At 65.9% G+C, this 25,276-nt stretch carries 24 protein-coding genes; 10 read left to right on the top strand and 14 right to left on the bottom strand.

The window, feature by feature from the left end; translation table 11 throughout:
• Window positions 1-59 precede the first annotated feature (59 nt).
• The 6 genes from H8F01_RS13335 (at window position 60) to H8F01_RS13310 (ending at window position 5,405) form a co-directional block, all read left to right on the top strand.
• Entirely contained in the window at window positions 60-737 is a 678-nt protein-coding gene (locus tag H8F01_RS13335) for a TorF family putative porin (protein WP_187055589.1), read from the top strand.
• A 64-nt stretch (window positions 738-801) separates the two neighbouring features.
• Entirely contained in the window at window positions 802-1,389 is a 588-nt protein-coding gene (locus tag H8F01_RS13330) for an RNA polymerase sigma factor (protein ID WP_187055588.1), read from the top strand.
• Window positions 1,386-2,021: an anti-sigma factor family protein gene (locus H8F01_RS13325; protein ID WP_187055587.1), complete on the top strand. Its 636-nt coding sequence runs from the start codon at window positions 1,386-1,388 to the stop codon at window positions 2,019-2,021. Before H8F01_RS13330 ends, H8F01_RS13325 begins: the two co-directional genes overlap by 4 nt.
• Window positions 2,018-3,325, top strand: coding sequence for a S8 family serine peptidase (locus H8F01_RS13320; protein ID WP_187055586.1), 1,308 nt, complete (start codon window positions 2,018-2,020; stop codon window positions 3,323-3,325). The genes H8F01_RS13325 and H8F01_RS13320 overlap by 4 nt, the downstream gene beginning before the upstream one ends.
• 191 nt (window positions 3,326-3,516) lie before the next feature.
• Window positions 3,517-4,329, top strand: coding sequence for a transporter (locus H8F01_RS13315; protein ID WP_187055585.1), 813 nt, complete (start codon window positions 3,517-3,519; stop codon window positions 4,327-4,329).
• Window positions 4,330-4,475: 146 nt separating this feature from the next.
• Window positions 4,476-5,405 carry a SphA family protein gene (locus H8F01_RS13310; protein WP_187055584.1) on the top strand — a complete coding sequence of 310 codons (930 nt, stop codon included), beginning with the start codon at window positions 4,476-4,478 and terminating at the stop codon, window positions 5,403-5,405.
• A 106-nt stretch (window positions 5,406-5,511) separates the two neighbouring features.
• On the opposite strand, the gene ssb is transcribed toward H8F01_RS13310, so the two are convergent.
• The 11 genes from ssb to H8F01_RS13255 all read right to left on the bottom strand — a co-directional run bounded on the left by ssb (window position 5,512) and on the right by H8F01_RS13255 (window position 18,907).
• Window positions 5,512-6,084: a single-stranded DNA-binding protein gene (gene ssb / locus H8F01_RS13305; RefSeq protein WP_187055583.1), complete on the bottom strand. Its 573-nt coding sequence runs from the start codon at window positions 6,082-6,084 to the stop codon at window positions 5,512-5,514.
• Window positions 6,085-6,314: 230 nt separating this feature from the next.
• Complete coding sequence (locus H8F01_RS13300) at window positions 6,315-7,007, bottom strand: response regulator (protein ID WP_187055582.1); 693 nt, start codon at window positions 7,005-7,007, stop codon at window positions 6,315-6,317.
• Window positions 7,004-9,670 carry a sensor histidine kinase gene (locus H8F01_RS13295; protein ID WP_187055581.1) on the bottom strand — a complete coding sequence of 889 codons (2,667 nt, stop codon included), beginning with the start codon at window positions 9,668-9,670 and terminating at the stop codon, window positions 7,004-7,006. Before H8F01_RS13295 ends, H8F01_RS13300 begins: the two co-directional genes overlap by 4 nt.
• Before the next feature lie 142 nt (window positions 9,671-9,812).
• On the bottom strand, window positions 9,813-10,382 hold the full coding sequence (kdpC, locus tag H8F01_RS13290) for a potassium-transporting ATPase subunit KdpC (protein ID WP_187055580.1): 570 nt from the start codon (window positions 10,380-10,382) through the stop codon (window positions 9,813-9,815).
• A 10-nt stretch (window positions 10,383-10,392) separates the two neighbouring features.
• Window positions 10,393-11,886 carry an outer membrane beta-barrel protein gene (locus H8F01_RS13285; RefSeq protein ID WP_187055579.1) on the bottom strand — a complete coding sequence of 498 codons (1,494 nt, stop codon included), beginning with the start codon at window positions 11,884-11,886 and terminating at the stop codon, window positions 10,393-10,395.
• Between the two features lie 84 nt (window positions 11,887-11,970).
• Window positions 11,971-12,171, bottom strand: coding sequence for a hypothetical protein (locus H8F01_RS13280; RefSeq protein WP_187055578.1), 201 nt, complete (start codon window positions 12,169-12,171; stop codon window positions 11,971-11,973).
• Window positions 12,172-12,254: 83 nt separating this feature from the next.
• Complete coding sequence (kdpB, locus tag H8F01_RS13275; RefSeq protein ID WP_187055577.1) at window positions 12,255-14,336, bottom strand: potassium-transporting ATPase subunit KdpB; 2,082 nt, start codon at window positions 14,334-14,336, stop codon at window positions 12,255-12,257.
• Window positions 14,337-14,349: 13 nt separating this feature from the next.
• Window positions 14,350-16,152 carry a potassium-transporting ATPase subunit KdpA gene (gene kdpA, locus H8F01_RS13270; protein WP_187055576.1) on the bottom strand — a complete coding sequence of 601 codons (1,803 nt, stop codon included), beginning with the start codon at window positions 16,150-16,152 and terminating at the stop codon, window positions 14,350-14,352.
• Window positions 16,149-16,241, bottom strand: coding sequence for a K(+)-transporting ATPase subunit F (kdpF, locus tag H8F01_RS13265; RefSeq protein ID WP_074545624.1), 93 nt, complete (start codon window positions 16,239-16,241; stop codon window positions 16,149-16,151). Before kdpF ends, kdpA begins: the two co-directional genes overlap by 4 nt.
• A gap of 366 nt (window positions 16,242-16,607) precedes the next feature.
• On the bottom strand, window positions 16,608-17,579 hold the full coding sequence (locus tag H8F01_RS13260; RefSeq protein ID WP_187055575.1) for a DedA family protein/thiosulfate sulfurtransferase GlpE: 972 nt from the start codon (window positions 17,577-17,579) through the stop codon (window positions 16,608-16,610).
• 107 nt (window positions 17,580-17,686) lie between these two features.
• Entirely contained in the window at window positions 17,687-18,907 is a 1,221-nt protein-coding gene (locus H8F01_RS13255; protein WP_187055574.1) for an MFS transporter, read from the bottom strand.
• Window positions 18,908-19,044: 137 nt separating this feature from the next.
• On the opposite strand from H8F01_RS13255, the gene H8F01_RS13250 reads away from it, so the two are divergent.
• Both H8F01_RS13250 and H8F01_RS13245 read left to right on the top strand, forming a co-directional pair.
• Window positions 19,045-20,046 (top strand): polyprenyl synthetase family protein, encoded by a 1,002-nt coding sequence (locus H8F01_RS13250; RefSeq protein ID WP_187055573.1) that lies wholly within the window; start codon window positions 19,045-19,047, stop codon window positions 20,044-20,046.
• Window positions 20,047-20,157: 111 nt separating this feature from the next.
• Window positions 20,158-20,652, top strand: a complete 495-nt coding sequence (locus H8F01_RS13245; RefSeq protein ID WP_187055572.1) for a hypothetical protein — start codon at window positions 20,158-20,160, stop codon at window positions 20,650-20,652.
• Between the two features lie 44 nt (window positions 20,653-20,696).
• Here H8F01_RS13245 and H8F01_RS13240 read toward each other — a convergent pair whose 3' ends face one another.
• The 3 genes from H8F01_RS13240 to ubiH are packed head-to-tail and all read right to left on the bottom strand — an operon-like array spanning window position 20,697 to window position 23,969.
• A complete protein-coding gene (locus tag H8F01_RS13240) occupies window positions 20,697-21,485 on the bottom strand; it encodes a dienelactone hydrolase family protein (protein WP_187055571.1) in 789 nt (262 codons plus the stop codon).
• Between the two features lie 34 nt (window positions 21,486-21,519).
• The gene (locus tag H8F01_RS13235; RefSeq protein WP_187055570.1) at window positions 21,520-22,743 is read right to left on the bottom strand and encodes a UbiH/UbiF/VisC/COQ6 family ubiquinone biosynthesis hydroxylase; all 1,224 of its coding nucleotides are present in this window, start codon (window positions 22,741-22,743) and stop codon (window positions 21,520-21,522) included.
• Window positions 22,740-23,969 (bottom strand): 2-octaprenyl-6-methoxyphenyl hydroxylase, encoded by a 1,230-nt coding sequence (gene ubiH, locus H8F01_RS13230; protein WP_187055569.1) that lies wholly within the window; start codon window positions 23,967-23,969, stop codon window positions 22,740-22,742. The genes H8F01_RS13235 and ubiH overlap by 4 nt, the downstream gene beginning before the upstream one ends.
• A 124-nt stretch (window positions 23,970-24,093) precedes the next feature.
• On the opposite strand from ubiH, the gene H8F01_RS13225 reads away from it, so the two are divergent.
• Window positions 24,094-24,699, top strand: coding sequence for a hypothetical protein (locus tag H8F01_RS13225; RefSeq protein ID WP_187055568.1), 606 nt, complete (start codon window positions 24,094-24,096; stop codon window positions 24,697-24,699).
• A gap of 5 nt (window positions 24,700-24,704) precedes the next feature.
• On the top strand, window positions 24,705-25,271 hold the full coding sequence (locus H8F01_RS13220; protein ID WP_187055567.1) for a cob(I)yrinic acid a,c-diamide adenosyltransferase: 567 nt from the start codon (window positions 24,705-24,707) through the stop codon (window positions 25,269-25,271).
• Window positions 25,272-25,276 lie beyond the last annotated feature (5 nt).

Raw genomic sequence — 25,276 nt, 5'->3', positions numbered from 1 at the left:
AGTGGCTGCATGCGGCGCTGGCTGGCCTGCTTGCCGACATCGCGCTGCCCGGCGCGGTCATGGCGCAATCCGGCGCGGTGAACGGCACCGTCGCCCTGAGCTCGCAACTGGTCGATCGCGGGCTGGCGATCACCCCTGCCACGGCGATACTGCAGGGTACGGCGTCGTGGACGCTACCCTCCGGCTGGGCGTTCGGTGTTGCCGCCGGGACACAGGTTCGGCAGGCGACGCCGCTGGCCGAGGTGCTGGCGCAGGCCTCGCGAACCTGGCGCGTCGCGCCGGACTGGCAGTTCGTGGCAGCCCTCGCCTATGAGGACTACCCGGGGCCGGCAAGCAGCGCCTTCAACCACATGGAAGCCAGCGCCAGCTGGATCTATCGCGACGTGCTCACGCTGGGCGTGGCCGCCATGACGCCCACCAGCGGCGCCGCGCATCCGCTGCTTGGCGCCGTCGACCTGGACTTCCGCTGGCCGCTGCCCTTGCACCTGTCGCTTGCCGCCGGCGCGGGCTATGCGCGCAACCAGATGCCCGACTACTACACCGACACGGATGAATACGGCAGCCACCGCTATCGCGACGGCACACGCGTAGACTCCTACGGGTACGGGCACCTGGGCCTGGTCTGGCGCCAGGGACCGTGGCGGGTGGAAGTGGATCGCGTCTTTGTCGACGCGACCCTGCGCCAGGACGGACTGGCCGCATCGCCGTGGGTGGCGACGGCAGCCTGGTCCTTCTGAGCCATGGCAACCTTTTCCGTCGTATCAGGCACTCACGGGGTAACACCGTGTCCTTGTCCCAGCCATGAAAGATGCCGATATCGCCGCTGACGGAAGCGATCGCCTGCTGCTCCGGCAGGTTGCGACGGGCGACCGTGCGGCGCTGGCCACGCTGTACCGCAACTATCACGGCCGCCTGTGCCGGTTCCTGTCGCGCCTGACGCAGCGGGCCGACCTGATCGAGGAGGTCATCAACGACTGCTTCTGGATCGTCTGGCAGAAGGCCGGTTCGTTCCATGGCGATTCGCGTGTATCCACCTGGATCATCGGCATTGCTTACCGTTGCGGACTGAAAGCGTTGCGCCAGCGCGGCGACGAACCGGTGGACGACGAAAGCCTCCCCGACGACCGCGTTCCCGCCTTTGACCCGGGTGAGGATCGCGAACTGCACGACTGGCTGGGCAAGGCCATGCAGCACCTCACCGCCGACCAGCGCGTGGTGGTGGAGCTGGTCTATGGCGTGGGGTACACGCTGGATGATGTGGCGGCCATCCTGCAATGCCCGGTCGGCACGGTGAAGGCGCGGCTGTTCCACGCCAGGGTGAAGTTGCGCAACGTGATGCCCGTGCTTGCGGGCGAACCGCTCACGCAGCAGGAGAAGCGCGTGCCATGACAGCGACCCGAGACACCGGCAAGGACTGCACCCGGGCATGGGAAGCGATGCCATGGGTTTTGCAGGACAACGCCCCGCAGGATCAGCGCCGCTGGCTGGCCGAGCACCTTGCGCATTGCCCGGCCTGTCGCGACGAGTTTGCGCAGCAACAAAAGCTGCAGCGCGCCCTGGCCATGCCTGCCAACGTGATGCTGGACCCGGAAGCGGGTCTCCGGCGATTGATGACACGTATCGACACAGAGCAGGCCGGCGAAGTGATGGCACGCGCGCGCGGCGGCGGCTGGATCACCCGTGCACTGGTGGCCGTGGTGCTGATACAGGCCATGGCCATCGGCATGCTTGGCGCAGGGCGCTGGTGGCCGGATGCCACGCCAGCGCCTTACCGCACCCTCGGCGATCCCTCGCAGCGCATGCTGCCCGGTGCCATCCGCGTGGTTCCCGACACCAGCATGGACCTGGCTGACTGGAACGCGCTGCTGCGCTCCCTGCATCTGGACGTGGTGGATGGACCCAATGCCGTCGGCGCCTACACGGTAGTGCCGGCCGATACATCGACCTCACCCGAGGCCTTGCGCCAGCTGCGCGCCACGCACGGCATACGCCTTGCCGAGCCCGTCAACGTGCCCCCATGAAGCAGTCTGCATGGCTGACCTTGTTCGTCGCTGCACTGCTGGGTGCATGCGCACCGCTGCGTCCTGATTCACCCCGGAACACACCGACCATGGAGGCTGCGGCGCGTCCCGGTGTCGCCGCAGCCATGGATGGCACGCGCGACATCGTGCTGGCCGTGGCCAACCCGCAGGATGCCCCCTCCACACACGCCGGCTCGACCATGCTCGGCTATGTGCCCGCGGCGAACTACGATGCAGGACAGCGTGCATTGTCCGAACTGGAGACGTTGCGCAAGCAGTACGGATGGCGCGAAGTGACGGGCTGGCCCATCAAGTCCCTGAAGCTCTATTGCATCGTGCTTGAACCGCCGGCAGGCATGACGCGCGATGCGCTGCTCGCGATGCTATCGAAGGACGTCCGCATCGCCCTGGCGCAGCCGTTGCAGGATTACGCGGTGTATTCAGGCAAACCGGCCCGGCCGCACCAGTACAACGACCCCTATGCCAATCTGCAGCGTGGCTTTGTCGAAACCGATGCGGCGCTGGCCCATGGCATCAGCCGGGGCGATCGCGTGCACATCGCCATCGTCGATACTGGCGTCGACCTCACGCACCCGGATCTGCAGGGACGCATCCACGACAGCGTCAATGAGGTCGACGACAACGCACAACGTTTCAACCATGACCCGCATGGCACCGAAGTGGCGGGCATCATCGGCGCCACCGGCGACAACCATATCGGCATCGTCGGCATGGCCCCGGGCGCGATCATCAGCGTCTACAAGGCTTGCTGGTATCCCGCGGAGGTCCAGCAGGGCGCGCGCTGCAACTCGTTCACGCTGGCCAAGGCGATGGCAGCCATCCTCGATACCGATGCGCGCATCATCAACCTGAGCCTCGGGGGTCCATCCGATCCGCTGCTGGACAAGCTGCTGCAGCAACTGCTCGCACAACAGCGCATCGTGATTGCCGCGCTGCCGCCCGACGGAAACCGCAGCGGATTTCCCGACGATGCCGCCGGCGTACTCGTGGTGCGCACGGGCAACACCACACCCGCACCACCGGGTGTACTGAGCGCACCAGGCCGCGACATCCTCACGACCCAGCCGGGCGGGGGATACGACTTCGCTTCCGGTTCGTCCATGGCCGCGGCGCATGTCAGCGGCATCGTGGCGTTGCTGCTATCGCTGTCGCCTGAGCTTGATGCAGACAGCCTCCGACAGCTGTTGCTGGGCAACGGCAAGGCGGTCGGCGGTGCGCAGCAGGTCGATGCTGCCGCCGCCTTGAATGCGCTGGGCAGGGAACAGCTCGCCTTGCATCACTGAGGCGGCGTTGCCGCGCTCCATTCCCTGAATGGCCGCCGTTTACGCAGTGTTCGCCGCTGCTCTTGCCACACCCCTGAAAGGTCCGCCACATAAGTAGTTCTACGCTACTTATTGATCGAGGCCGCCCATAGGATAGATCTCAATCAGAGCGCATGCCCCATCGCCACGGATGGCGGCGACACGGAGAAGACGTGAACAGGCTACTCACACTGATCGCCGGCGCCGCCGTCGCGCTGACGATGGCCACGCCGTCGCAGGCCCAGAGCGCAGGCGACAACCAGGAACTCGCCAAGAAACTGTCCAACCCGGTCGCGTCGCTCATCAGCGTGCCGTTCCAGTTCAATTACGACCAGAACATCGGCAGCGAACGCGAAGGCGACAAGTACCTGCTCAACTTCCAGCCGGTGATTCCGGTGTCGATCAGTGACGACTGGAACATGATCTCCCGCACCATCGTGCCCATCGCCAGCCAGCACGACATTGCCCCCGGCGCGGGAAGCCAGACCGGGCTTGGCGATGTCACCGCCAGCCTGTTCTTTTCGCCGAAGGCGCCGACATCGGGCGGGTGGATCTGGGGCATCGGCCCGGCCGTGCTTGTGCCCACCGCCACGGACAAGTTGCTGGGCAGCGGCAAGTGGGGTGCAGGCCCCACCGCCATCGTGCTGCGCCAGCAAGGCGCGTGGACCTACGGCATGCTGGCCAACCATATCTGGTCCGTGGGTGGTCAGAGCAACCGCACGGGTGTCAGTTCCACCTTCGTGCAGCCGTTCTTCTCGTACAACACGCCCACCGCCTGGACCTTCACGCTGCAAACGGAATCGACCTACGACTGGAAGCACTCGCAGTGGTCGATTCCCATCAACGTGCTGGCGGCCAAGCTCGTCCGGTTCGGCAAGCAACCCGTACAGTTCTCGCTCGGTGCACGTTACTGGGATCACGCCACGGACAGCGGCCCGCATGGCTGGGCTGTGCGCATGGGCTTCACCCTGCTGTTCCCCGAATAAGCACCGGGGCAACATGCGCCAGTCCAACATCACCGCCAGACCCAGCGGCACACCCTGCACGGCACGCGCGACGACATGCGTCGCACACTTGCGTGACGAAAGCGGCGTGCGGCGGCAGTCAAGCATCCGGACTGCCTGAGGGGCCCATGCATCGCCTTGCCATGCTGACCAACTTCCTGCTGGCATGCATGGCCGCCTTCGCGATGAGCAGCGTGCACGCCACCGAAGGCGCCGGCGGCATGTATCTGCTGGGCAGCCAGGCGCTTGGCGCGGGCAACGCACCGCCGCCCGGCTGGTACCTCTCCACCGCCATGGCCCAGTACAGCGGCAAGGTCGGCTCGGCCTCCGTCGGTGGCGTCACCCTGCTCTACCTGAAGAAGCGCGTGGACAGCATGGGCGTCAATCTGCTCTATGCACCACAGACGCGTATCTTCGGCGCCCAGGCGGCATTCTCCGTCACCGTGCCCTACGCGTATCTGCGCCTTACCGGCGAAACCACCGGAAGGATCGAAGGCGTGCATTCGGTGAGCAACACCGACGTCGGCGACACCGCTTTCTCCGGCCGTCTCGGCTGGAAACTCAGCGACTCGTTCTCGCACGCCGTCGCTGTCATCGCCTGGGCCCCGACCGGCGAGTACACCAAGGGCTTCAACGCATCCATCGGGCACAACCGATGGGCCTTCGACCTGCTGTGGTCGATGACCTATGTGTCACCCACATCCCACCTCGAACTGTCCGGCGCGATCGGATACGGCGTCAACGGGGTGAATCCCGTCACGCACTATCGCAGCGGCAACGAAGCCCATGTCGAGCTTGCCGTGGGCAAGCGGCTGTCGCCGCACTGGGTGGTGGGGCTCGCCGGCTACGGCTATCGCCAGGTCAGTCCGGACGATGGATCCGGCGACCGCCTTGGTGGCCTGCAGGGCCGCGTGTTCGGCGCAGGCCCTGCCGTGAACTACGGCACCCGCCTGGGCACGCACGCCATTACCGTCGGTGTGCGCTACTACCGCGAGTTCGGCGCGGTGTACCACTTCCACGGCGATGTCGCGATGCTGTCGGCAACGCTGCGCCTCTGAAGCCCAGCCCTCAACCCGCATCACGGATGCCTGCAACGCCACACATGAAAAAGGCCATGGAATCCATGGCCTTCTTCACACGCAATGATGTCGTCGCCGACAACGATCAGAACGGAATATCGTCGTCGTCGAAGCTGTTGTTCTGCACCGGCGGTGCGGACTGACGCTGCTGCTGCTGGCCACCGTAGTTGTCGCCGCCGCGCGCATTGCCGCCGCCGTAGTTGTCGCCGCCGCCACGGGACTGGTTGCCACCGCCGCCGTAACCGCCCTGGCGCTGACCACCGCCACCACCGCTCTGCGCGCGCTGGAAGTTGCCACCACCGCCACCACCGCCGCCACCTTCGTTGCCGCCGAGCATCTGCATTTCGGCCGCGATGATATCGGTGCTGAAGCGCTCGATGCCGTCCTTGTCGGTGTACTTGTCGGTGCGCAGCGAGCCTTCGATGTAAACCTGGCGACCCTTCTTCAGGTATTCGCCGGCGATTTCAGCCAGGCGACCGAACAGCTTCACGCGGTGCCACTCGGTGCGCTCCTGCTTTTCGCCGCTCTGCTTGTCGGTCCAGTTTTCGGACGTCGCGATGCGGATGCTGGTGATGGCCGTGCCGTTGCCGGTGTAACGGGTTTCCGGATCTGCGCCGAGATTGCCGACGATGATGACTTTGTTGATACCGCGTGCCATGGATGGGTGTCCTCTGTGAGCCGGCGCTGCGTTCTGGGGCAGTCAGCACCGGGATGGTTGATCCGGCGGCCATCATACCTGTGGCCCGGCGCAGGAAAACAGGATTGACCTGTGCCGGGAAACCGTGAATCTGGCCAGCCCTCGCCCCGCCCCGCTGTCCGGGTCGGGCGAAAAAAGTCCGGGAATCAGACCACTACCGGCTCTCACCGGCTGCGACACGAACGGCCGGGTCAGCCGCCCCCAAGGAAACGGTAGCCCACGCCCGGCTCGGTCTTGAGCCAGCGGGGGGCGGCCGGGTCGTCGCCCAGCTTCTGGCGCAGCTTGCCCACCACGATGCGCAGGTAATGGCTGTCCTGGGTGTGGGTGGCGCCCCAGATGTCGCGCAGCAGCTGCTGCTGGGTCACCACGCGACCGACGTGGCGCAGCAGCAGGGCCAACACGGCGTACTCCTTGCGGGTCAGCGACAGCAGCGTGCCGTCCAGGGTGACCTCGCGGCGGGAAAGATCGATGGCGAGGTGGCCGTCGTCATAACGCTGGGTGGCCTCCGGCTCGCCCTGCCGGTTGCGCAGCAGGGCACGCAGGCGGGCCATCAGTTCCTGGATGCCGAAGGGCTTGGTGACGTAATCGTTGGCGCCCGCGTCCAGCGCCTTCACCTTCTCGCTCTCCGCATCGCGCACGGACAGCATCACCACGGGCACATGGCTCCACTGGCGCAGCTCGGCCAGCACGTCGTGGCCTTCCCTGTCGGGCAGGCCAATGTCCAGGATCACCAGATCCGGCGAGCGCGTGGCCGCCAGTGCGAGACCTTCGGCCGCGTTCGGCGCCAGCAATACCTCGTAGCCCTCGGCGCGCAGGCCGATATCGAGAAACTTGCGGATCTGCGCCTCGTCATCGATGACCAGGACACGCGGAGCTGAGGTCATGCGTGGTTCGCGGGCTGCGCCGGCAACGGCAGGGTGATGCGAATGGTGGTGCCAACGCCGTCGCCCGGCAAGGCCTCCACACTGCCCCCATGCGCACCGATCATGCCGCGGCAGATGGCCAGGCCCAGGCCGGTGCCCTGCGGCGCACGGTCGCCACGCGAGACGGAATAGAACATGTCGAAGATGCGTGCTCGCTCGTCCTCGGGAATGCCCGGGCCACGATCCACCACGTCCATCTGCACCTGCTCGCCCCTGGGCCGTACCACTACGCGCACCGGCTCGCCCGGCGGGGAAAAACGCGCGGCGTTCTCCAGGATGTTGAACAAGGCCTGCTCGATCAGCGCCGGATGCACGTAGAGCAGCAGCGTCTGCTCCGGCAGCACCGTATCCACGCGCAGGTCGGGAAACAGCTTGCGCAGGCGCGTGGTGGCAGCAGCGACGATCTCGGCCACGTCAGTCCAGTCGCGGTTGAGCTTCAGCGTGCCGTGGCCCAGCCGGGTCATGTCCAGCAGGTTCTGGATGTAGCGATCCAGTCGCTGCCCTTCGCCAAGAATGGCATCGAGCAGTTCCTGCCGCTCCTGCGGAGGCAACTGGTCCCCGTAACTGGACAGCGTGCCGGCGGAACCGATCATCGAGGCCAGCGGCGAACGCAGGTCGTGCGACACCGACGATAACAACGCGTTGCGCAAGCGCTCGGTTTCGCCCTGCACGCGCGCACCTTCCAGCTCTTCGGCCAGGCGGGCGCGCTGCAAGGCCTGGCCGATGTCCTGCACCATGGTTAACGCCAGGCTGCGCTCGTCGGTGGAAGGCTCGCCCTGCCCCGCCGGAAAACGCAGCGCGGCAACACCCAGATGGTTGTCGTCGCTGCCCAGCGGCAGCACCCAGCATGGCGCGGCGTTGAGCGTATCGGTGAAACGACCGGCCTGTTCCGCATGCTGTTCACACCACGCCGCCGCACCCATGTCCTGCGTGGTCAGGTCGAAATCGCGCGGTGACGAGGCCACCACGCGCAATACCTGGCTGGCATCGCGGGCGAGCACGGCCACGTCGCAGCGCAGGACGTCCGCCAGTGCGGACGCGCCCACGCGCCGGATTCCTTCGGCATCTGTGCTGGTGGACAAACGTTGTCCCAGTGCCAGCAGCGCACGCGCCTGCGCATGCGCCATGCGCAGGGATTCCACCTGACTGGCCAGCTTGGTGGCCAGCCGGCTCGCCACCAGCGCCGCGACAAGGAACAGGCACACCGCCAGGACATCGTCGAAGTTGGCGATCATCAGCGTGTAACGCGGTGGCGCGAAGAAGAAGTTGTAGCCGAGGAAACACAGCACCGCCGTGTACACCGCCACCGCCATGCGCGTGCGCACCGCCACCACCAGCACGGCCGTAAGGAATATCAGCGAGAGGTTCGCCACCGACAGATAGCGATCCGCGACGAACGACAGCCCGAACGCCACCAGCGTGGCGAGCGTCGCATAGATGTATTCGCCACGACGCCCCGGGCCACCGGGCATGCGCAGGCGCAGGCGCGACTTCGCCTGCTCGGCCGGCGTGGCGATGATGGTGAGTTCCAGGTGCGCGCCACGACGCAGCAACAACTGTGTCAGCGAGCGACCCAGCATGCGCGCGAGCGGGCGTTCGCGCGTGCGCCCAAGGATGATCTGGCCAATGCCTTCGCGATCCGCGTGCGCGATCAGTTCGTCGGCAATGGCATGGCCGCGCAACACCACGGTATCGCCGCCCAGCCGTCGCGCGAGCCGCATGGCGGCGTCGAGCTGTTCACGTCGGGACTTGTCCAGCGGCGTACCGGTATCGACATAGGCCACGCTCCACGGTGCACCACGACGCTCGGCGATGCGGCGAGCGATGCGCACCAGGTATTCGCTCTGCGAATGGCCATCGATGGCGGCGAGCACCCGGCGACGCACCGGCATCGCCCCACCGCGCGCCAGCATGTGCTCGCGCAGGTCACTATCCACGTGGCCGGCAACGGTATCCACGGCCAGTTCGCGCAGGGCGACAAGATTGGTGGGCGAGAAGAACGCATCGAGCGCCGCCGCCGCCGTCTCGGGTACGTACACCTTGCCCTGTTTCAGGCGCTGGATCAGTTCACGCGGCGGCAGATCCACCAGCACGATATCGCGTGCGCGATCCAGGAACGCGTCCGGCACGGTTTCGCGCACGGTAACGTTGGTGATGCGACGCACCTGGTCGTTGAGACTTTCCAGATGCTGCACGTTCAGCGCGGTATAGACCTCGATGCCCGCTTCCAGCAGTTCGGCAATATCCTGCCAGCGCCGCTCGTGACGTCCACCCGGCAGGTTGGTATGGGCAAGCTCATCGACCAGGATGGTGTCCGGCCGACGCGCCAGTGCTGCGTCGAGGTCGAACTCGGTGAAATCACGGCCCTTGTAATTCACCTTGCGGCGAGGCAACTGCTCCAGCCCGTCCAGCAACGCGGCGGTTTCCTGCCGGCCATGCGTCTCCACCAGGCCGATCACCACATCCACGCCCTGCCGTTTCAGCTCTCGCGCGGCGGAGAGCATGGCGTAGGTCTTGCCCACGCCCGGCGCAGCACCCAGGAAGATCTTCAGGCGACGCGTGCGCTCCTCCTGCACGGAATCGAGCAAGGCATCGGCACGTGCTTCGCGGGAAGGTTCGGACATGGGCAGGTGTTTGATGGTGGGTGGAGTTAGGTTAGGACGTGGAATGAGGGACAGGAAGTGAAATCAATCGGTAGCTACGTTATCGCGAGCACCCGCCCCTCACCCCAACCCTCTCCTCAAAAGGGAGAGGGAGCACCCAACCTCACCGGCCATCCAGCGCCAGATTGAGCTTGAGCACGTTCACGCGGGGCTCGCCCAGCATCCCGAACTGCCGACCGGTGGTCGCCATCGCCACCATCGCCTTCACTTGCGACGCACTCATACCCCGTGCCTTCGCCACCCTGGCTACCTGGTAATCCGCCGCCGCTGGCGAAATTTCCGGATCCAGTCCGCTGGCCGACGCTGTCACCAGATCCACCGGCACCGTCGCCGTATTACCTGGGTCAGCCGCCCGCAACGCATCGATGCGCTGCTTCACGGCATCCGTCAGTGCCGGGTTGGTTGGCCCCTGGTTCGAACCATTCGACGACGCGCTGTTGTTCGCCTGCGGCGTCGTGGCCGAAGGACGACCCCAGAAATATTTGGGGTCGTCGAACGACTGGCCAATCAAGGTCGATCCGATGGGCTGGCCATCCCTCACGATCAGGCTGCCGTTCGCCTGCGACGGGAACAGCACCTGGGCCACGCCCGTGACGGCCAGCGGGTAGGCCACGCCGGTAATCACGGTCATCAGGAGCAGCATCACGATGGCGCTGCGAATCAGCTTGCCCATGGTCATTACCTCAGTAGTGAAGAATGGCGTCGACGATGGCGACGGCCTGGTAGTTCTTCTTGCCGCTGTCGTAAGCGTTCACGTCGTACGAGTGCTCGTAGCGAAGCTCCGGACGGATCTCCAGATCCGGCGACACCCAATGCGTGAGGCCCAGCGTGTGGCTGCTGTACTTGGTGGCGAAGCCGGTGCGCTGGCCCTTCTGGTCGTTGTAGAACTCGTTGCGGAACGAAATCATGTTGTTCGAGTTCAGTTCGACGTTGAAGTAATTGACCACGCCGTACTCACCGGCCTTGCCCGGGTACGGTGACGATGCCACCACACCCGGCTCGCCATCCGATCCGAATCCGGGAATGTTGCGGCCATACATGTAGTAGGCCTCAGTCTGCATGTGTACCTTCGAGCTGAAGCGGTGGCCCCAGGTCATCACGTACATCTGCACGTTGTTGTAGTTGTAGTCGGAGGTGTTCCAGCTGTTGATGCAGGGGTAAAGCATGTCGTTGTTGTCTTTGGACACCCAGCGCACGCAGCCCTGCAGCGTGGGACGCGCCGAGTGGTTCCACGGCGCGGTGTCGTTGCTTGCGTTGATGCCAAGCTGCAGCGTCCACTGCTGGCTGAGGCGCGTCGTGGTCATGACGCCGGTCTGGGTATAAGGATCGACCGTGTACAGGATCGAATGCGTCACCAGGTAATTCTGCGGCGAGAACTGGGCCTCAATGTCGGGCAGCGACAAATAGCGACCGATGCGGATGACCATGCCCTCCGCCACCGACGGAAGGTACAGGTCGTAGTAGAACAGCATCGGGTCAACGCCGTAGATCTTGCCGTTCAAGGCGCTGTTCGATTTGGGGTTATTCAACAGCTGATTGCTGAAAACGCCCTTGGTCACGGTGTAGTGATAGTCGTAACCGTACAGCGTGGAGATGTTGAAACCCCAGTCCACATGATCGGTTTGCACCGTGTCTTCGACGCGGGTGATGTTGAGCACCAACTGGTCGAATTCCACGCGGTTGGGACGCGTGGCGTACGACAGCGGATAGTTGGAGAAGCTGGACGAGCTGACGTTGGCCGAGGGGTTGATCCAGCCATTGACCTCGATGCGGTTACGCTTCATCCAGTTACCGAGCTTGGTGCATGAAAGCGCCTTCTGCAGCGGGTACTGGCCATACGCCACCGGCACGCCGATGGGAGCGGCCACGCCACCCATCTGCCATTCGCCATTGGGGAACGGCGGGGAATCCAACGGCGCATCCATGGCACGGCGCGGCATGGCGGGTGCATTGGGGTCAGCTGGCTGCGCATCCTCACGGTAGGCCGAGCCGAGGCGGGAAAAGAAGCCCTGCGAGCAGTCGTCATTGGCAGCCGTCGGCGCAGCTGCCACGCCATCATCCAGGCTGGCGGCCGGCGCCACGTCCGAACTGGCGACCGGGGCGACCGATGCCGCGGCTTCTCCCGCCGGGGCCAGCGCCAACAACAGTGCAAACGAAAGAACCTTCTTGGACATCATTGCGTGTTCCTGAAACCGGCCCGGGGCGGGCCGTCCTTTTCTTGGGGAGGTAGGGGTGATGGGCCGCTGTCTTGCGGCCTCTTGTCAGATGCCGGCGTAGCCGCCGAGCACGTAGTCGTCCTGTTCGCTGTGCGGGGCATCGGTGTCGCGGGGCTGTACCCGCGCAGGACCGTGCACCGGCAGCGCGATCACCACGTCGCAAGCGGAATCGTTCGAGGAGAGTCGAAGTTCCATGCCCGGATGGGTGTCGTCGGGCAGCGAAACGGAAAGCTTGAGTACTTGCATGGCAAAGACTCCAGGGATGAATGACAAAGCGGTGCCCTTCCTATCCGTCATCCCTGCAAAAGCAGGAATGACGAGCATGAGCGTCAGGCAAGCCCGAGCAGGACCAGCAACATGTCGATCAGCTTGATGCCCAGGAACGGCACCACCATGCCGCCAAGGCCGTAGACGAGCAGGTTGCGACGGAGCAGCGCGCCGGCACCGAGTGCGCGGTACTTCACGCCCTTCAGCGCCAATGGAATAAGGAAGATGATGATCAGCGCGTTGAAGATGACGGCCGACAGGATCGCGCTCTGCGGCGTCGCCAGCTTCATCACGTTCAGCGTGTTCAACGCCGGGTACGTCGTCGCGAAGGCCGCCGGGATGATGGCGAAGTACTTGGCGACGTCGTTGGCGATGGAAAAGGTCGTGAGCGAACCGCGCGTGATCAGCATCTGCTTGCCGATCTCCACCACTTCGATGAGCTTGGTGGGGTTGGAATCGAGGTCCACCATGTTGCCCGCTTCCTTGGCCGCCTGCGTACCGGTGTTCATCGCCACCGCGACGTCCGCCTGGGCCAGCGCCGGTGCGTCGTTGGTGCCATCACCGCACATGGCCACCAGGCGGTTTTCGGCCTGGATCTTGCGGATCAGCTTGAGCTTGGCTTCCGGCGTGGCTTCGGCGAGGAAGTCATCGACGCCCGCTTCTGCCGCAATGGTTGCAGCGGTCAGCGGGTTGTCGCCGGTGATCATGATGGTCTTGATGCCCATGCGGCGCATTTCGGCAAAGCGTTCGCGGATGCCGCCCTTCACGATGTCCTTCAGCTCGATCACGCCCAGCGCCGTGGCGCCTTCGGTAACGATCAGCGGGGTGGCGCCGCGACGCGCGATGTCCTCGGCCATGCGCTTCACCAGCGGCGGCAGGTGACTGCCGCAGGATTCCAGATAGCGCTCCACGGCATCCAGCGCGCCCTTGCGGATCTGGCGTTCACCGATGTTCACGCCGCTCATGCGGGTCTGTGCGGTGAAGGGCACGAAGTCGGCGTGGCCATCCTCCAACTGGCGCTCGCGCAGGCCGAAGCGCTCCTTGGCCAGCACGACCACGCTGCGGCCTTCTGGCGTTTCGTCAGCCAGCGAGGCGAGCTGCGCGGCATCGGCAAGGCGTGCCTCTTCCACGCCCGGCGCCGGCACGAAGGCCACCGCCTGGCGATTGCCCAGCGTGATGGTGCCGGTCTTGTCCAGCAGCAGCACATCCACGTCACCGGCCGCTTCCACCGCACGACCGGAGGTGGCAATGACGTTGGCGCGGATCATGCGATCCATGCCGGCAATACCGATAGCCGACAGCAGTGCACCGATGGTGGTGGGAATCAGGCACACCAGCAGCGCGATCAGTACGGTGAGTGTGATCGGGTTGCCCGAACCGGCCACCTGCACGCTGTAGATGGAGTACGGCAGCAGCGTGGCGCAGGCCAGCAGGAAGATCAGGGTGAACTTGGCCAGCAGGATGGTCAGCGCAATCTCGTTCGGCGTCTTGCGGCGCGCGGCGCCTTCCACCATGGCGATCATGCGGTCCAGGAAGCTTTCGCCCGGGTTGGCCGTGATGCGTACCACCAGCCAGTCGGACAGCACGCGCGTACCGCCGGTCACTGCGCTTCGATCGCCACCGGATTCGCGGATCACCGGCGCGGATTCACCGGTGATGGCGCTTTCATCCACGCTGGCCGCACCGACCACCACTTCGCCGTCGCCCGGCATCTGCTCGCCCGCCTCCACCAGCACGTGGTGACCCACGCGCAGCTCGGACGACGGCGTGAAGGTCACGTCGGCGTCTTTGTAAGGTGCGGACAGGCGTTTGGCGACGACATCCTTGCGCGAACTGCGCAGCGCAGCGGCCTGCGCCTTGCCACGGCCTTCCGCCAGCGCTTCGGCGAAGTTGGCGAACAACAGGGTGAACCACAGCCACACCGTCACCCAGAAGATGAAAGCGGTGGGCGCTTCGCCATGGCCGGCCAGCGCCTGCACCCACAGCAGCGTGGTGAGCAGGCTGCACACGAACACCACGAACATCACGGGATTGCGGAACTGCTGCTTCGGCGAGAGCTTGCGGAACGAGTCCGCGACGGCCTTCACGATCAGGTCGCGGTCGAAGCTGCGAACGCCGTGGACAGGGGTATGAGTCGTTGTCATGGATCTGTATTCCTCAGCGCACCGACATCAGGAATTCGGCGATCGGACCAAGTGCCAGCGCGGGCAGGAAGGTAAGCGCACCCACCACGATCACCACGCAGGCAAGCAAAGTGACGAACAGCGGCGTATGCGTGGGCAGCGTGCCGGCCGACGGCGGCACCTGGCGCTTGGCCGCCAGCGAACCGGCCATGGCGAGCATGGCGATGGCCAGCAGGAAGCGAGACAGGTACATGCACACGCCCAGCAGCACGTTCCAGAATGGCGTGTTGGCCGAGAGACCACCGAAAGCGCTGCCGTTGTTGTTCGACGCCGACGACACCGCGTACAGGATCTCGCTGAAGCTGTGCGCACCGGGATTGCCCACGCTTGCCGCACCGGCAGGCGTCATCACGGCGATGGCGGTACAGATCACCACCAGCGCACACGGCACCAGCACGGCGAGACTGGCCATCTTCATTTCGTGCGCTTCGATCTTCTTGCCCAGGTACTCCGGTGTGCGGCCCACCATCAGGCCCGCGATGAACACCGCGACCACGGCAAACGCAAGCATGCCGTACAGGCCGCAACCGACGCCGCCGAACACCACTTCGCCCAGCTGCATCAGCCACATCGGCACCAGGCCACCCAGCGGCGTGAGCGAGTCGTGCATGTTGTTGACGGCACCACACGACGCGGCAGTGGTGATGGTGGTGAACAGGCCGCTGGCAGCGATGCCGAAGCGCGTTTCCTTGCCTTCCATGTTGCCGCCGGCCTGCAGCGCGGATGCCTGCTGATCCACCGCCAGTCCATGCAGCGCCGGGTTGCCCGCCTGCTCGGCGGCGATGGCGCCCAAGGCGAGCGGCACGAAGATCAACAGCATGGTGGCGAGGATCGCCCAGCCCTGACGCCGGTCGCCCACCATGCTGCCGAACGTGTAGCAGAGGCCGCCGGGGATCAGGAAGATCGCCAGCATCTCGATGAAGTTGCTGAGCGGCGTGGGATTCTCGTACGGATGTGCCGAGTTCGCGTTGAAGAAGCCGCCACCGTTGGTGCCCAGCTGCTTGATCGCGATCTGCGACGCGGCCGGGCCCATCGGCAGGGTCTGCGTGGTGACCACGCTGGTCCTGGTGACGTCCTTGCCAGCGGCATCCTTCACGGTGTTGCCGGCCGCATCCTTCATCGTCTCCACCGCGGTGGTGTGCTGCACCAGCGGCACATCGACGTAAGCCTTGAAGTTCTGCACCACGCCCTGCGAGGAAAGCAGCAAGGCGATCACCAGGGAGAACGGCACCAGCACGTAAAGCGTGCTGCGCGTCATGTCCACCCAGAAGTTGCCCACGCTGTTGGCGCTGCGGCGCGTGAAGCCGCGAATCACCGCCAGCAGCACGGCGATGCCGGTGGCCGCCGAAAGGAAGTTCTGCACGGCCAGGCCCACCATCTGGGTCAGGTAGCTCATGGTGCTTTCGCCACCGTAGGCCTGCCAGTTGGTGTTGCTCACGAAGCTGATGGCCGTGTTCATGGCCAGGTCCGGCGACAGCGCGTCGAAGTGCTGCGGGTTCAGCGGCAGCCACTGTTGCACGCGCTGCAAGGCATACAGCAGGAACAGGCCGGCCATGTTGAACACCAGCATGGCGACGGCGTAGCGCTTCCAGCCCATCTGGTCATCGGTGCGCACGCCGGCGAGGCGATAGAGCAGATGCTCCAGCCTGCCGCCGATGCGGTTCACGCCATTGGGCGTATCAGCGAAGGCGAGCGCCATGTAAGCGCCCACGGGCTTGATCAGCAACAGCAGCACGGCGAGGAAGAGCACAACCTGGAAAAAGTCGAAGCTGGTCATTCGAACCACTCCGGTTTCAGCAGCGCTACGCACAGGTAGCCCGTCAGGGCCACCGCGATCACGGCAGCCACGAAATACAACGCGTTCATGGGTGGAATCTCCCGGAGGAAAGACGGGGACCGGAACGCCCGCAAGGGCGTCAGGCGTTCGTCAGGGACGGCGGCCCAGGCGGTCGCAGATCAGCAGAAAGCCGAGCGCCGCAGCGAACAGAACGATGGAAAAAACGAGGTAAATGACGTCCATGGAAACCCGACTCACCGTGTCAGTTAACGGTGGAAATTGTCGGAACCGGCGCATAAGAAAGGGGTAGCGAATTCCCGCCACCGCGTATAGAAGCCGTAAAGATTTGCCAGAACCCCTGCAGGAACGCACTTGTGCGCCACAGCCGGCCGAGAGCCGCAGGCTGCACCGCCGCGGTCGCGCACAAGTGCGCCCCTACAAGGACATGCCGGCAATCAGGCTGCGTGCGGAACGACGTCCTCTTCCGTCCCCGGCGTGCGATGCACGGGATAACCCGCCGCATCCCATGCATCCAGGCCACCCAGCAGCGGCCGCACGCGCTTGTAGCCGCGCGACATCAGCGCCTTGGCCACCACTGCGGCGGAGGCTTCGTTCGGGCAAGTGCAGTACACCACCAGTTCCGTATCCAGCGGGACGACTTCAACGATGCGGTCCACGCTGTTCACGTCGGCCAGCAGCGCGCCCGGGATGATGCGTGCGTCCATCAGCCGGGCCGCTTCCGAACGCACGTCGACAATGGCCGGGTTATGCCCTTGGGTCACGGCGTCGTTGAGTTCCTGCACGGTGATGCGCGCCATGCGCAACGCACGCAGCAGGCGATGGCGCTGCCACCATTTGACCAAGATGTAGAGCGCCAGCAGGCTGCCGATCAGCATGAGGGCCACGCTGCCCGCGTTGGCCAGCGCGAGCAGTACGGCATCGATCTGGTTGGCGAACACGTAGCCCAGGCTTACCGCCATGCCCACCCACATGAGCGAGCCCAGGCCGTCGAACAGGATGAAGGGCGCGGTGCGCAGGCCCATCGCGCCGACCAGCGGCGGCGCCACGGTGGACAGGCCGGGCACGAACTTCGCCAGCAACAGCACGCCACCGCGCCAGCGCTGGAAGCGCAGCTCCGATTGCTTCACGCAGGAGTCGGGAGAAAGGGAAATGCGGCACAACGTGCGCATGACGCCACCACCGAAGTAGCGGCCCGCCGCATACCAGGCGTAGTCGGCCATCAGGCAGGCCAGCAAGGCCACCGCGATCACCCCGGTCAACGGCAGCCGCTCCATGGACGCCAGCGCCCCGGCGACGATCATGGTCGGTACGGCAGGCACGGGAACACCCGCCTGCTCGACGAGCACGTTGAGGAAAACGAGCAGCAACCCGTACTGCGCGATGAGTTCGATGATGTGATGAGCCATGGACGCCGGCCTCGCCGCCCGAGCGGGCGGCGACATGCCGCCCAGCGGCACGATCATTGGGGCTGCCGGGCTTAAACGCAATGCGTTCCCGCAACCATTTTCGCCCCTCAGGCGCCGCTCGATGCCCCGGCCGGCGCGACGGTAGAACCCGCGCGCAAGGCGATCCGCCGACTGCCCAGCAGGACCAGCGGCAGCCACAGCAAGGTCAGCGCCGCCGCGCAGAGGAAAACGCCCTCCGTACCGACCCGGCCAAGCGCAATGCCACCCACCGCACCGCCCACGAAGGCGCCCAGAAACTGGCTGGTGGAATAGGCACCCATGGCCGCGCCCCGCAATGCGCCAGGCGCCAGCTGGGTGACCAGGCTGGGCAAGGCGGCCTCCAACAGGTTGAAGGCCGAAAAGAACACCGCCGCCGACACGCCCAACGCGGCCACGTGGTTGCCGGACAAACCCAGGCCCAGCAGGCCCAGCCCAGTCGCCACCACACACACGGCGATCAGGCGCAGGCTCTGTGCCAGGTCGCGCATGCGATGCAGGCTGCCGCCCATCACGAAGGCCGCGATCACCATCACCGGCAGGTACAGCTCCCAGTGGCGGTTGGCAGGCAGGTGTAGCCGGTCGGCCAGCAGCAGGGGCAGGCCCACGAAACTGGCCGTCAACAGCAGGTGCAGAAAGAACACCGAGCCGTTGAGCACGAGCAGGCGGCCGTCACGCAACATCGATAGTACGCCGGCGAACGTCGCCGATGCGGGCGCCGTGGCGCGCTCGGGCGTGGGTACGATCAGCCACAGCAACACCAGTGCGGCCAGGGCCAGCACCGAGGTGGTGGCGAACAAGCCCGACAGCCCGCCGATGGCCTCCAGCGGCGGCCCCAGGATCAGCGCCAGCAGGAAGGCCATGCCGATCGAGACGCCGATGATGCCCATGACCTTGCCGCGGTTTTCCTGGCGGGTCAGGTCGGCGGCCAGCGCGGTGCCGGCACCGGCTACGGCACCCATGCCCTGCAGGGCGCGCCCGATCACGATGCCGGTCAGGTCGTGCGCCATCGCCGCCACCAGTCCGCCCACGGCAAATACCAGCAAGCCCAGCGTAATCGCGGGCTTGCGACCGATGCGGTCGGACAACAGGCCCAGCGGGATCTGCAGCAGCACCTGCCCCAGCCCATACACGCCCAGCGCCATGCCGATCAGCCAGGGCGTCGCATCGGGCATGCGCTGCGCATACAGCGAAAACACCGGCATGATCAGGAACAGGCCGAACAACCGCAGGCTGATCACACAGGCCAGGGTCAGCGCGCTGCGTCGCTCGAGTGGGGAGAGTTTGCTCACCGGGGCTTCTTAAAAGGGTCGCAGTAGTCAGTAATTATACGTTTCAGCCCCAAAATCCAACCGTGGTGCCGTGTCGCGGCGGTTTCTTGCGGCGTTCTCTCCCTATAATGCCCACGATACGACGCTACGACCGCCTCATGACCACGACCCAAGCCGACACCCGCCGCTCTGCCGACTTCGCCGCCGTCCGAGGGCTTGCCGCCGCAGACATGCACCGGGTCGACTCCCTGATCCGCCAACGCCTGTCGTCCGACGTGGTGCTGATCAACCAGATCGCCGACCACATCATCGCGGGTGGCGGCAAGCGGCTGCGTCCGATGCTGCACGTGCTGGCAGCCAACGCCGCCGGCTACCGTGGCGAGCACCACATCAAGCTGGCGGCCGTCATCGAGTTCATCCACACCTCCACCCTGCTGCACGACGACGTGGTGGACGAGTCGGACCTGCGCCGTGGCCGCAAGACGGCCAACGCGCTGTGGGGCAACGCAGCCAGCGTGCTGGTGGGTGACTTCCTGTACTCGCGTTCGTTCCAGATGATGGTGGAGCTCGACGACATGCGCGTCATGCGCATCCTGGCCAACACCACCAACACCATCGCCGAGGGCGAGGTGCTGCAGTTGCTCAACATCGGCAACGCGGATGTGGACGAGGCGTCCTACCTCAACGTCATCGAGCGCAAGACGGCGGTGCTGTTCGCCGCCGCCACGGAACTGGGCGGACTGCTGGGCGGCTTGCCCGCGGACCAGTGCGCCGCGCTGCGCCGTTACGGCATGCAGCTGGGTTACGCGTTCCAGATCGCCGATGACCTGCTCGATTACGTGTCCGACGCGGGCACGCTGGGCAAGAACATCGGCGACGACCTGGCCGAGGGCAAGCCCACGCTGCCACTGATTTACGCCCTGCAGCGCGCCGATGCCGAACAGAAGCAGTCGCTGCGCCATGCCATCGAACACGGCGGCCTGGATTCGCTGGACCGCATCATTGCGGCCATCCGCGATTCGGGCGCGCTGGAGCGCACCCACGAGCGTGCCGTGATGCATGCCGATGCGGCGCGCGACGCCCTGAACGTGCTGCCCGATTCGCCGTGGCGTGATGCCATGGCAACGCTGGCGGATTATTCGGTGCAGCGCAGCTTCTGATCGTTGACGCCCGGCTCACGGCCGGGCTGTCCAGCCCCCGCTTGCCCGGCATCTGCCGACGGGATGGCCTGCGCGCCCGGCTCCGGCAATACTCGTCCTCACGACCGATCGGTGTTCAAGGACGACACGATGCCCAGGCCCGACCCGCAGTGGATGGTGGACGCGTTTCACCCGTGGCGCATCGCGCTGAAGGGCGACGCGCTGGAGCCCTGGAACATGATCGCCATCGCGGTGCTCACCGTGATCGCCGGACTGGTCTTCGAATCGCGCGTCCACAAGGGCTGGAAAAAACCGTACCCGGGATTCCGCGCCGGTGTGCTGATGGGCCTGCTCGTCTCGGTCGTCACCCTCGGCCCGCTGGCGTGGGTCTCGTACCGTGCACTGTCGACCGGCGCCATGCACTGCATGATGAAACGCTGCCCCGTCGGGGACTTTACCGACGTTGCCGGGCATCGCTACATCGACAATGGCGGGCACGTCTCCATGACGTTTGATCCACTGTTCTTCTGGACGAGCTACCTGTCCTTGACGCTGTTTACCGTCACCGCGCTGATGTTTCTGTTCTCATGCCTGCGCGCCTGCAGGCACTGGCGCGAACTCGACTGACCGGCCAGCGGCGGGGCGCATGACGCACCCCGCCTGCACCTGCGTCACGGCGTGCCCGTGAACGCTCCATGCAGCCAGTCCTGCATCATCCGGTAGCTGCGCTTGGCGGCGCGCTCATCGTAAGCGCAACCGGCGCTGTGCTGGTCGGTTTCGGTGAAGCAATGCACGGCATTGCCCAGCACCACGAACTGCCAGTCGGCCTTGGTGGCGCGCATTTCGTCCATGAACTTGTCGGCGTCGGGCATGGTGCCCTTGTCGTCGGCACCGTTCATCACCAGCACGCGCGCCTTGATGTTCTTCGCCAGCGACACGTCGTCGGTCTGCAGGCCGCCATGGAACGACACCACGGCGGCGACGTCCGCGCCGCTTCGGGCCAGGTCAAGCACGGCGGTGCCGCCGAAGCAGAAGCCGATGGCCGCGAGCTTGCCCAGATCGATGGGTGCGTTCCTGGCCTGTGCCTTGAGCTGTTCGAGTGCCATGTTGGCGCGCTTGCGCATCAGCACGCGGTCGCCGTACAGCGGCTTGATGGCGGCCCTGGCTTCGTCGTCGTTGGTGGGGCGGATCTTGGCGCCGTACATGTCGGTCAGCAGGATCACGTAATCCTTGCCGGCAACCATTTCCGCCTTCTTGATGGCCAGGTCGTTCACGCCGTACCAGTTGGGCACCATCACCAGGCCGGGGCGCTTGGTGGTCACCGCATCGTCGTACACCAGCACGCTGTGGAAGGTGGTGCCGTCCTGCGTCCACTCGACCGGCTTTTCCACCATCTTCGCCTGTGCGGTGACGGCGAACCCTGCCAACAACAGAAAACTGCAAAGACGGGCGATGCCCATGACGTGCTCTCCTTGTTGCGCTTTTCAGAACCGGTTACAGGCCGGCGGCGTGTTCCGCGAGTCTGCGTTTGACGGGTGACAGTTTGTCGATCAGCCGCACGCCCAGGCCGCGCGCCGCCAACAGCGGCGACGCCTGCCAGGCATAGATGCGCGCCAGCGCATCGAAGCCCAGCGCATCAAGCGTGTCGGCGCTGCGACGGCGCCGCGCGTAACGGCGCAACACGTGGGCTGCAGCGATGTCGCTGCCGGCGTCGCGCGCACCGACCAGGGTGTCGCGTAGTTCGGCCACGTCGCGCAACCCAAGGTTTACGCCCTGCCCCGCCAGCGGATGCACGGCATGCGCCGCGTCGCCCAGCAGCACGAAGCGATCGGCCTGATAGGTTTCCGCCAGTTGCAGGCGCAACGGGAACGCGGCCCGCGCCGTGGCGCCGACGATGCGACCCAGGCGGAAATCGCTGGCCACGCCGAGCTCCTGCAAGAACGCTTCGTCGTCCAGTGCCAGCACGCGCTGGGCTTCATCCTCGGGCAGCGACCAGACGATGGAGCTGCGTCCGTCCGCCAGCGGCAGCAAGGCGAGCGGACCGGTAGGCAAGAAGCGCTGCCATGCCGTGCCTTCGTGCGGACGCTCGGTCTGCACGTGGGCGACGATGCCGCGCTGGGCGTAATCACGACCCTTGGTTTCGATGCCGGCCATGGCTCGCAGCGGCGATGCGGCGCCGTCGGCGGCCACCAGCAGGCGCGCCGGCACGGCGTCCGTATCGGCACCGTTCAACGCCAGCTGCACGCGATCATCGAGCACCTCGTAACCGGTGACCTGCGCGGGGCAGATGCGACGAACACCGGCCGCATCCAGCGCCTGCCAGAGCTGCCACTGCACCAGGTTGTTCTCGACGATGTAGCCGAGCAGGTCACGACCTTCGCTGGCCGCGTCAAAATGGATGGCCGCGCCGGTGGCCGCATCCCACACATGCATATGTGCGTAAGGGCTTGCGCGCAAAGCACGGATGGACGGCCACACGCCCAGCTCATCCAGCAGTCCAACCGATGAAGGAGCCAGGCCCACGACGCGCAGGTCCACGTCATCGCCCGGCGACCAGGGTGCCGGTGCGCGCGCTTCGACCAGCGCCGTGGCAAAGCCGGCACGCGCCAGCGCCAGTGCACCGGCGGCGCCGACCATGCCGCCACCGACCACGGCCACATCGAGGGCCGGACCACGGCGGCGCGCCGATTCGCTGCGCGAAGAGGACATCATGCTCATGGCAGTCGCTCCAGCACGGCCTTGGGCGGTTCGCCACGGAAACCCATACCGCGACGCGCCATCAGGCGCTGCAATGGTGGCAGGCGATCGAACGCCAGCATGGCCAGTGAACGCAGCGGCGCCAGCAGCGGTTGCGGCAGGCAGGCCAGCTGGACCAGGCCGTGACTCATCGCCATGGTGCCCTCGCGATCCGGTGCGCGTCGCTGTGCATAACCCAGCAGCAGTTCTTCGGCACCGGGATCGTTCGCGTCCGCCAGCAGTTCGGCCAGCGTCAGCGCATCGCGCAAGCCCAGGTTGAAACCCTGCGCGCCAATGGGATGCACCGTCTGCGCCGCATTGCCGACCAGCACGGCGCGAGTCGATATCAGCGAACGCGCCGCCACGCGCTGGATGGCATAAGGGTGTCGCTTGCCCGGCCGGCTCAGGCGCCCCAGGCGCCAACCGAACCGCTCCTGCGCCAGCGCAATGAACGCATCGTCATCCATGGCCTCTACCGTCTTGGCCTCGTGCTGCGGAACGGTGAGCACCAGCCCGCAGCGACGGGCCGCCAACGGCAGCAGGGCGATTGGGCCGTTGTCGGCGAAGCGCTCGTACGCCCGCTGCGCGTGGTCACGCTCCGGCGTCACCGTGCAGACAAACAAGGTCTGGCGATAGTCCAGCCGCTCCACCTCGATGCCCAGGCGCTCGCGCACGAAGGACGCCGTGCCGTCCGCGCCCACCAGCAGGGGCGTGTCGATCTCCACGACGCCATCGCCGGTGTGGACGCGGGCGCGCCAGCCATCGGCTGTCGGTTCGAGCGACTCCACGCGGGCAGGTGCCAGGCGGCGCAGCCGGGTGCATTCATCCAGCCGGCGCAACAGGGCCGCACCCAGTTCCCGCGCAGGCAAGGTCCAGCCCATGGCGTCGACGCCATGGCGTTGGGCATCCATCTGCACGCTGCCGAATTCACCGGCGCGCGTGACATGGATATGCCGGATCGGCGTGGCCTGCGCATGGGCGTGCTTCCACACGCCAATGGCCGTGAGGCCGTTCACCGTGGCGCGGGCCAGCGCCAGGTTGCGCTCGTCATAGCTGGGCTGCTCGCCGATGCGCGGCGCGGCGGCTTCGACCATCACGGCATCGATGCCCGCGGCATCCAGGGCAATGGCCAGACTGGCGCCGACCAGTCCGCCGCCAACAATAAGTACCGGCTGCCGGGCGGCGGCCTGGGAGGGTGGGTTCGTCATGACGCCGGATGATACGCGCTATGCAGCGGTTCGAGCCCCACACCGTCCCCGGGCCGCCGTTGGGGCAGCTCAATTGGGATAGACTTGGCGCTTGCATTCGACGCAACCTTTTCTGGAGCAGCACATGGCTAAGACGCAGACCCAGCGCCTCGGCATTTTCATGGCCCTGGCCGTGGTGATGGCCGCCACCCGCATTCATCTTTCGCTGTTCCAGCACGATATCTGGGACGCCTCGTGGGGCATCTTCTTCCTGGCCGGTTTCTGGCTGCGCGGTTCGGCGCGCTGGGCCTTCCCGCTGCTGATGGCCGAGGCCGTGCTGGTCGACTACCTGGTCATCAGCAACCAGGGCATCAGTTTCTGGGACCACTACTGCGTCTCGGCGGGCTACTGGTTCCTGATCCCCTCCTATTTCAGCCTGTGGCTGGGTGGCAGCTGGCTGGCCGCCCGCAAGCCCGGCCTCAATGCACGCAGCCTCGGCTTTGCCGCCGGCGCCCTGCTGGTGAGCTGGCTGGCCTGCTACGTGATCTCCAACGGCAGCTACTACTGGCTGAGCAACACGGTGCCGCAGCCGCGCAGCATCGGCGCGTGGGTTTCCAACATGCTCGACTGGTACGGCTTCTTCCTGCAGACCACCGCGCTGTACGTGGCGCTGGGCCTGATGGTGCACGGCCTGGTGGTGCAGCTGTCGCAGTTGCTGGGCCATGCCGATTCGTCGAAGCTGTCGCACTGATCACGATGGGCAATCGTCTTTCGAAGATCTACACCCGCACCGGCGACGACGGCAGCACGGGACTGGGCGACGGCTCGCGCGTCGCCAAGGATTCGCTGCGTGTAGGCGCCTACGGCACGGTGGACGAACTCAACAGCACCATCGGCATGGTGCTCGCCTCCGACGGCGTCGCCGATGACGTGCGCGAGGCGCTGACGCAGGTGCAGCACGACCTGTTCGATCTCGGTGGCGAGCTGTGCATTCCGGGCATGGCGATGGTCCATGACGAGGACATCGAGCGCCTTGAAAAGGTGCTCGATGCGTTCAACGACCCGCTTCCGCCGCTCAAGGATTTCATCCTTCCCGGCGGTGGCATGGCCGCGTCCTGCTGCCACCTGGCCCGCACCGTATGCCGCCGTGCCGAGCGCGAAGTGATCGGGCTGGGCCGCGTCGAGGACGTGCGGCCGCAGGCGCAGCGTTACCTCAACCGCCTGTCGGACCTGCTGTTCGTCCTCTGCCGCGTACTGGCCCGCGCCAGCGGCCACGGCGAAGTGCTCTGGAACCACGAGCGCCGCCGCAAGCCCCAGGCCTGACGATC

The sequence above is a fragment of the Dyella telluris genome, from assembly GCF_014297575.1.
Taxonomy (GTDB): Bacteria; Pseudomonadota; Gammaproteobacteria; order Xanthomonadales; family Rhodanobacteraceae; genus Dyella; species Dyella telluris.
This window is presented reverse-complemented; position numbering and strand designations above follow the sequence as displayed.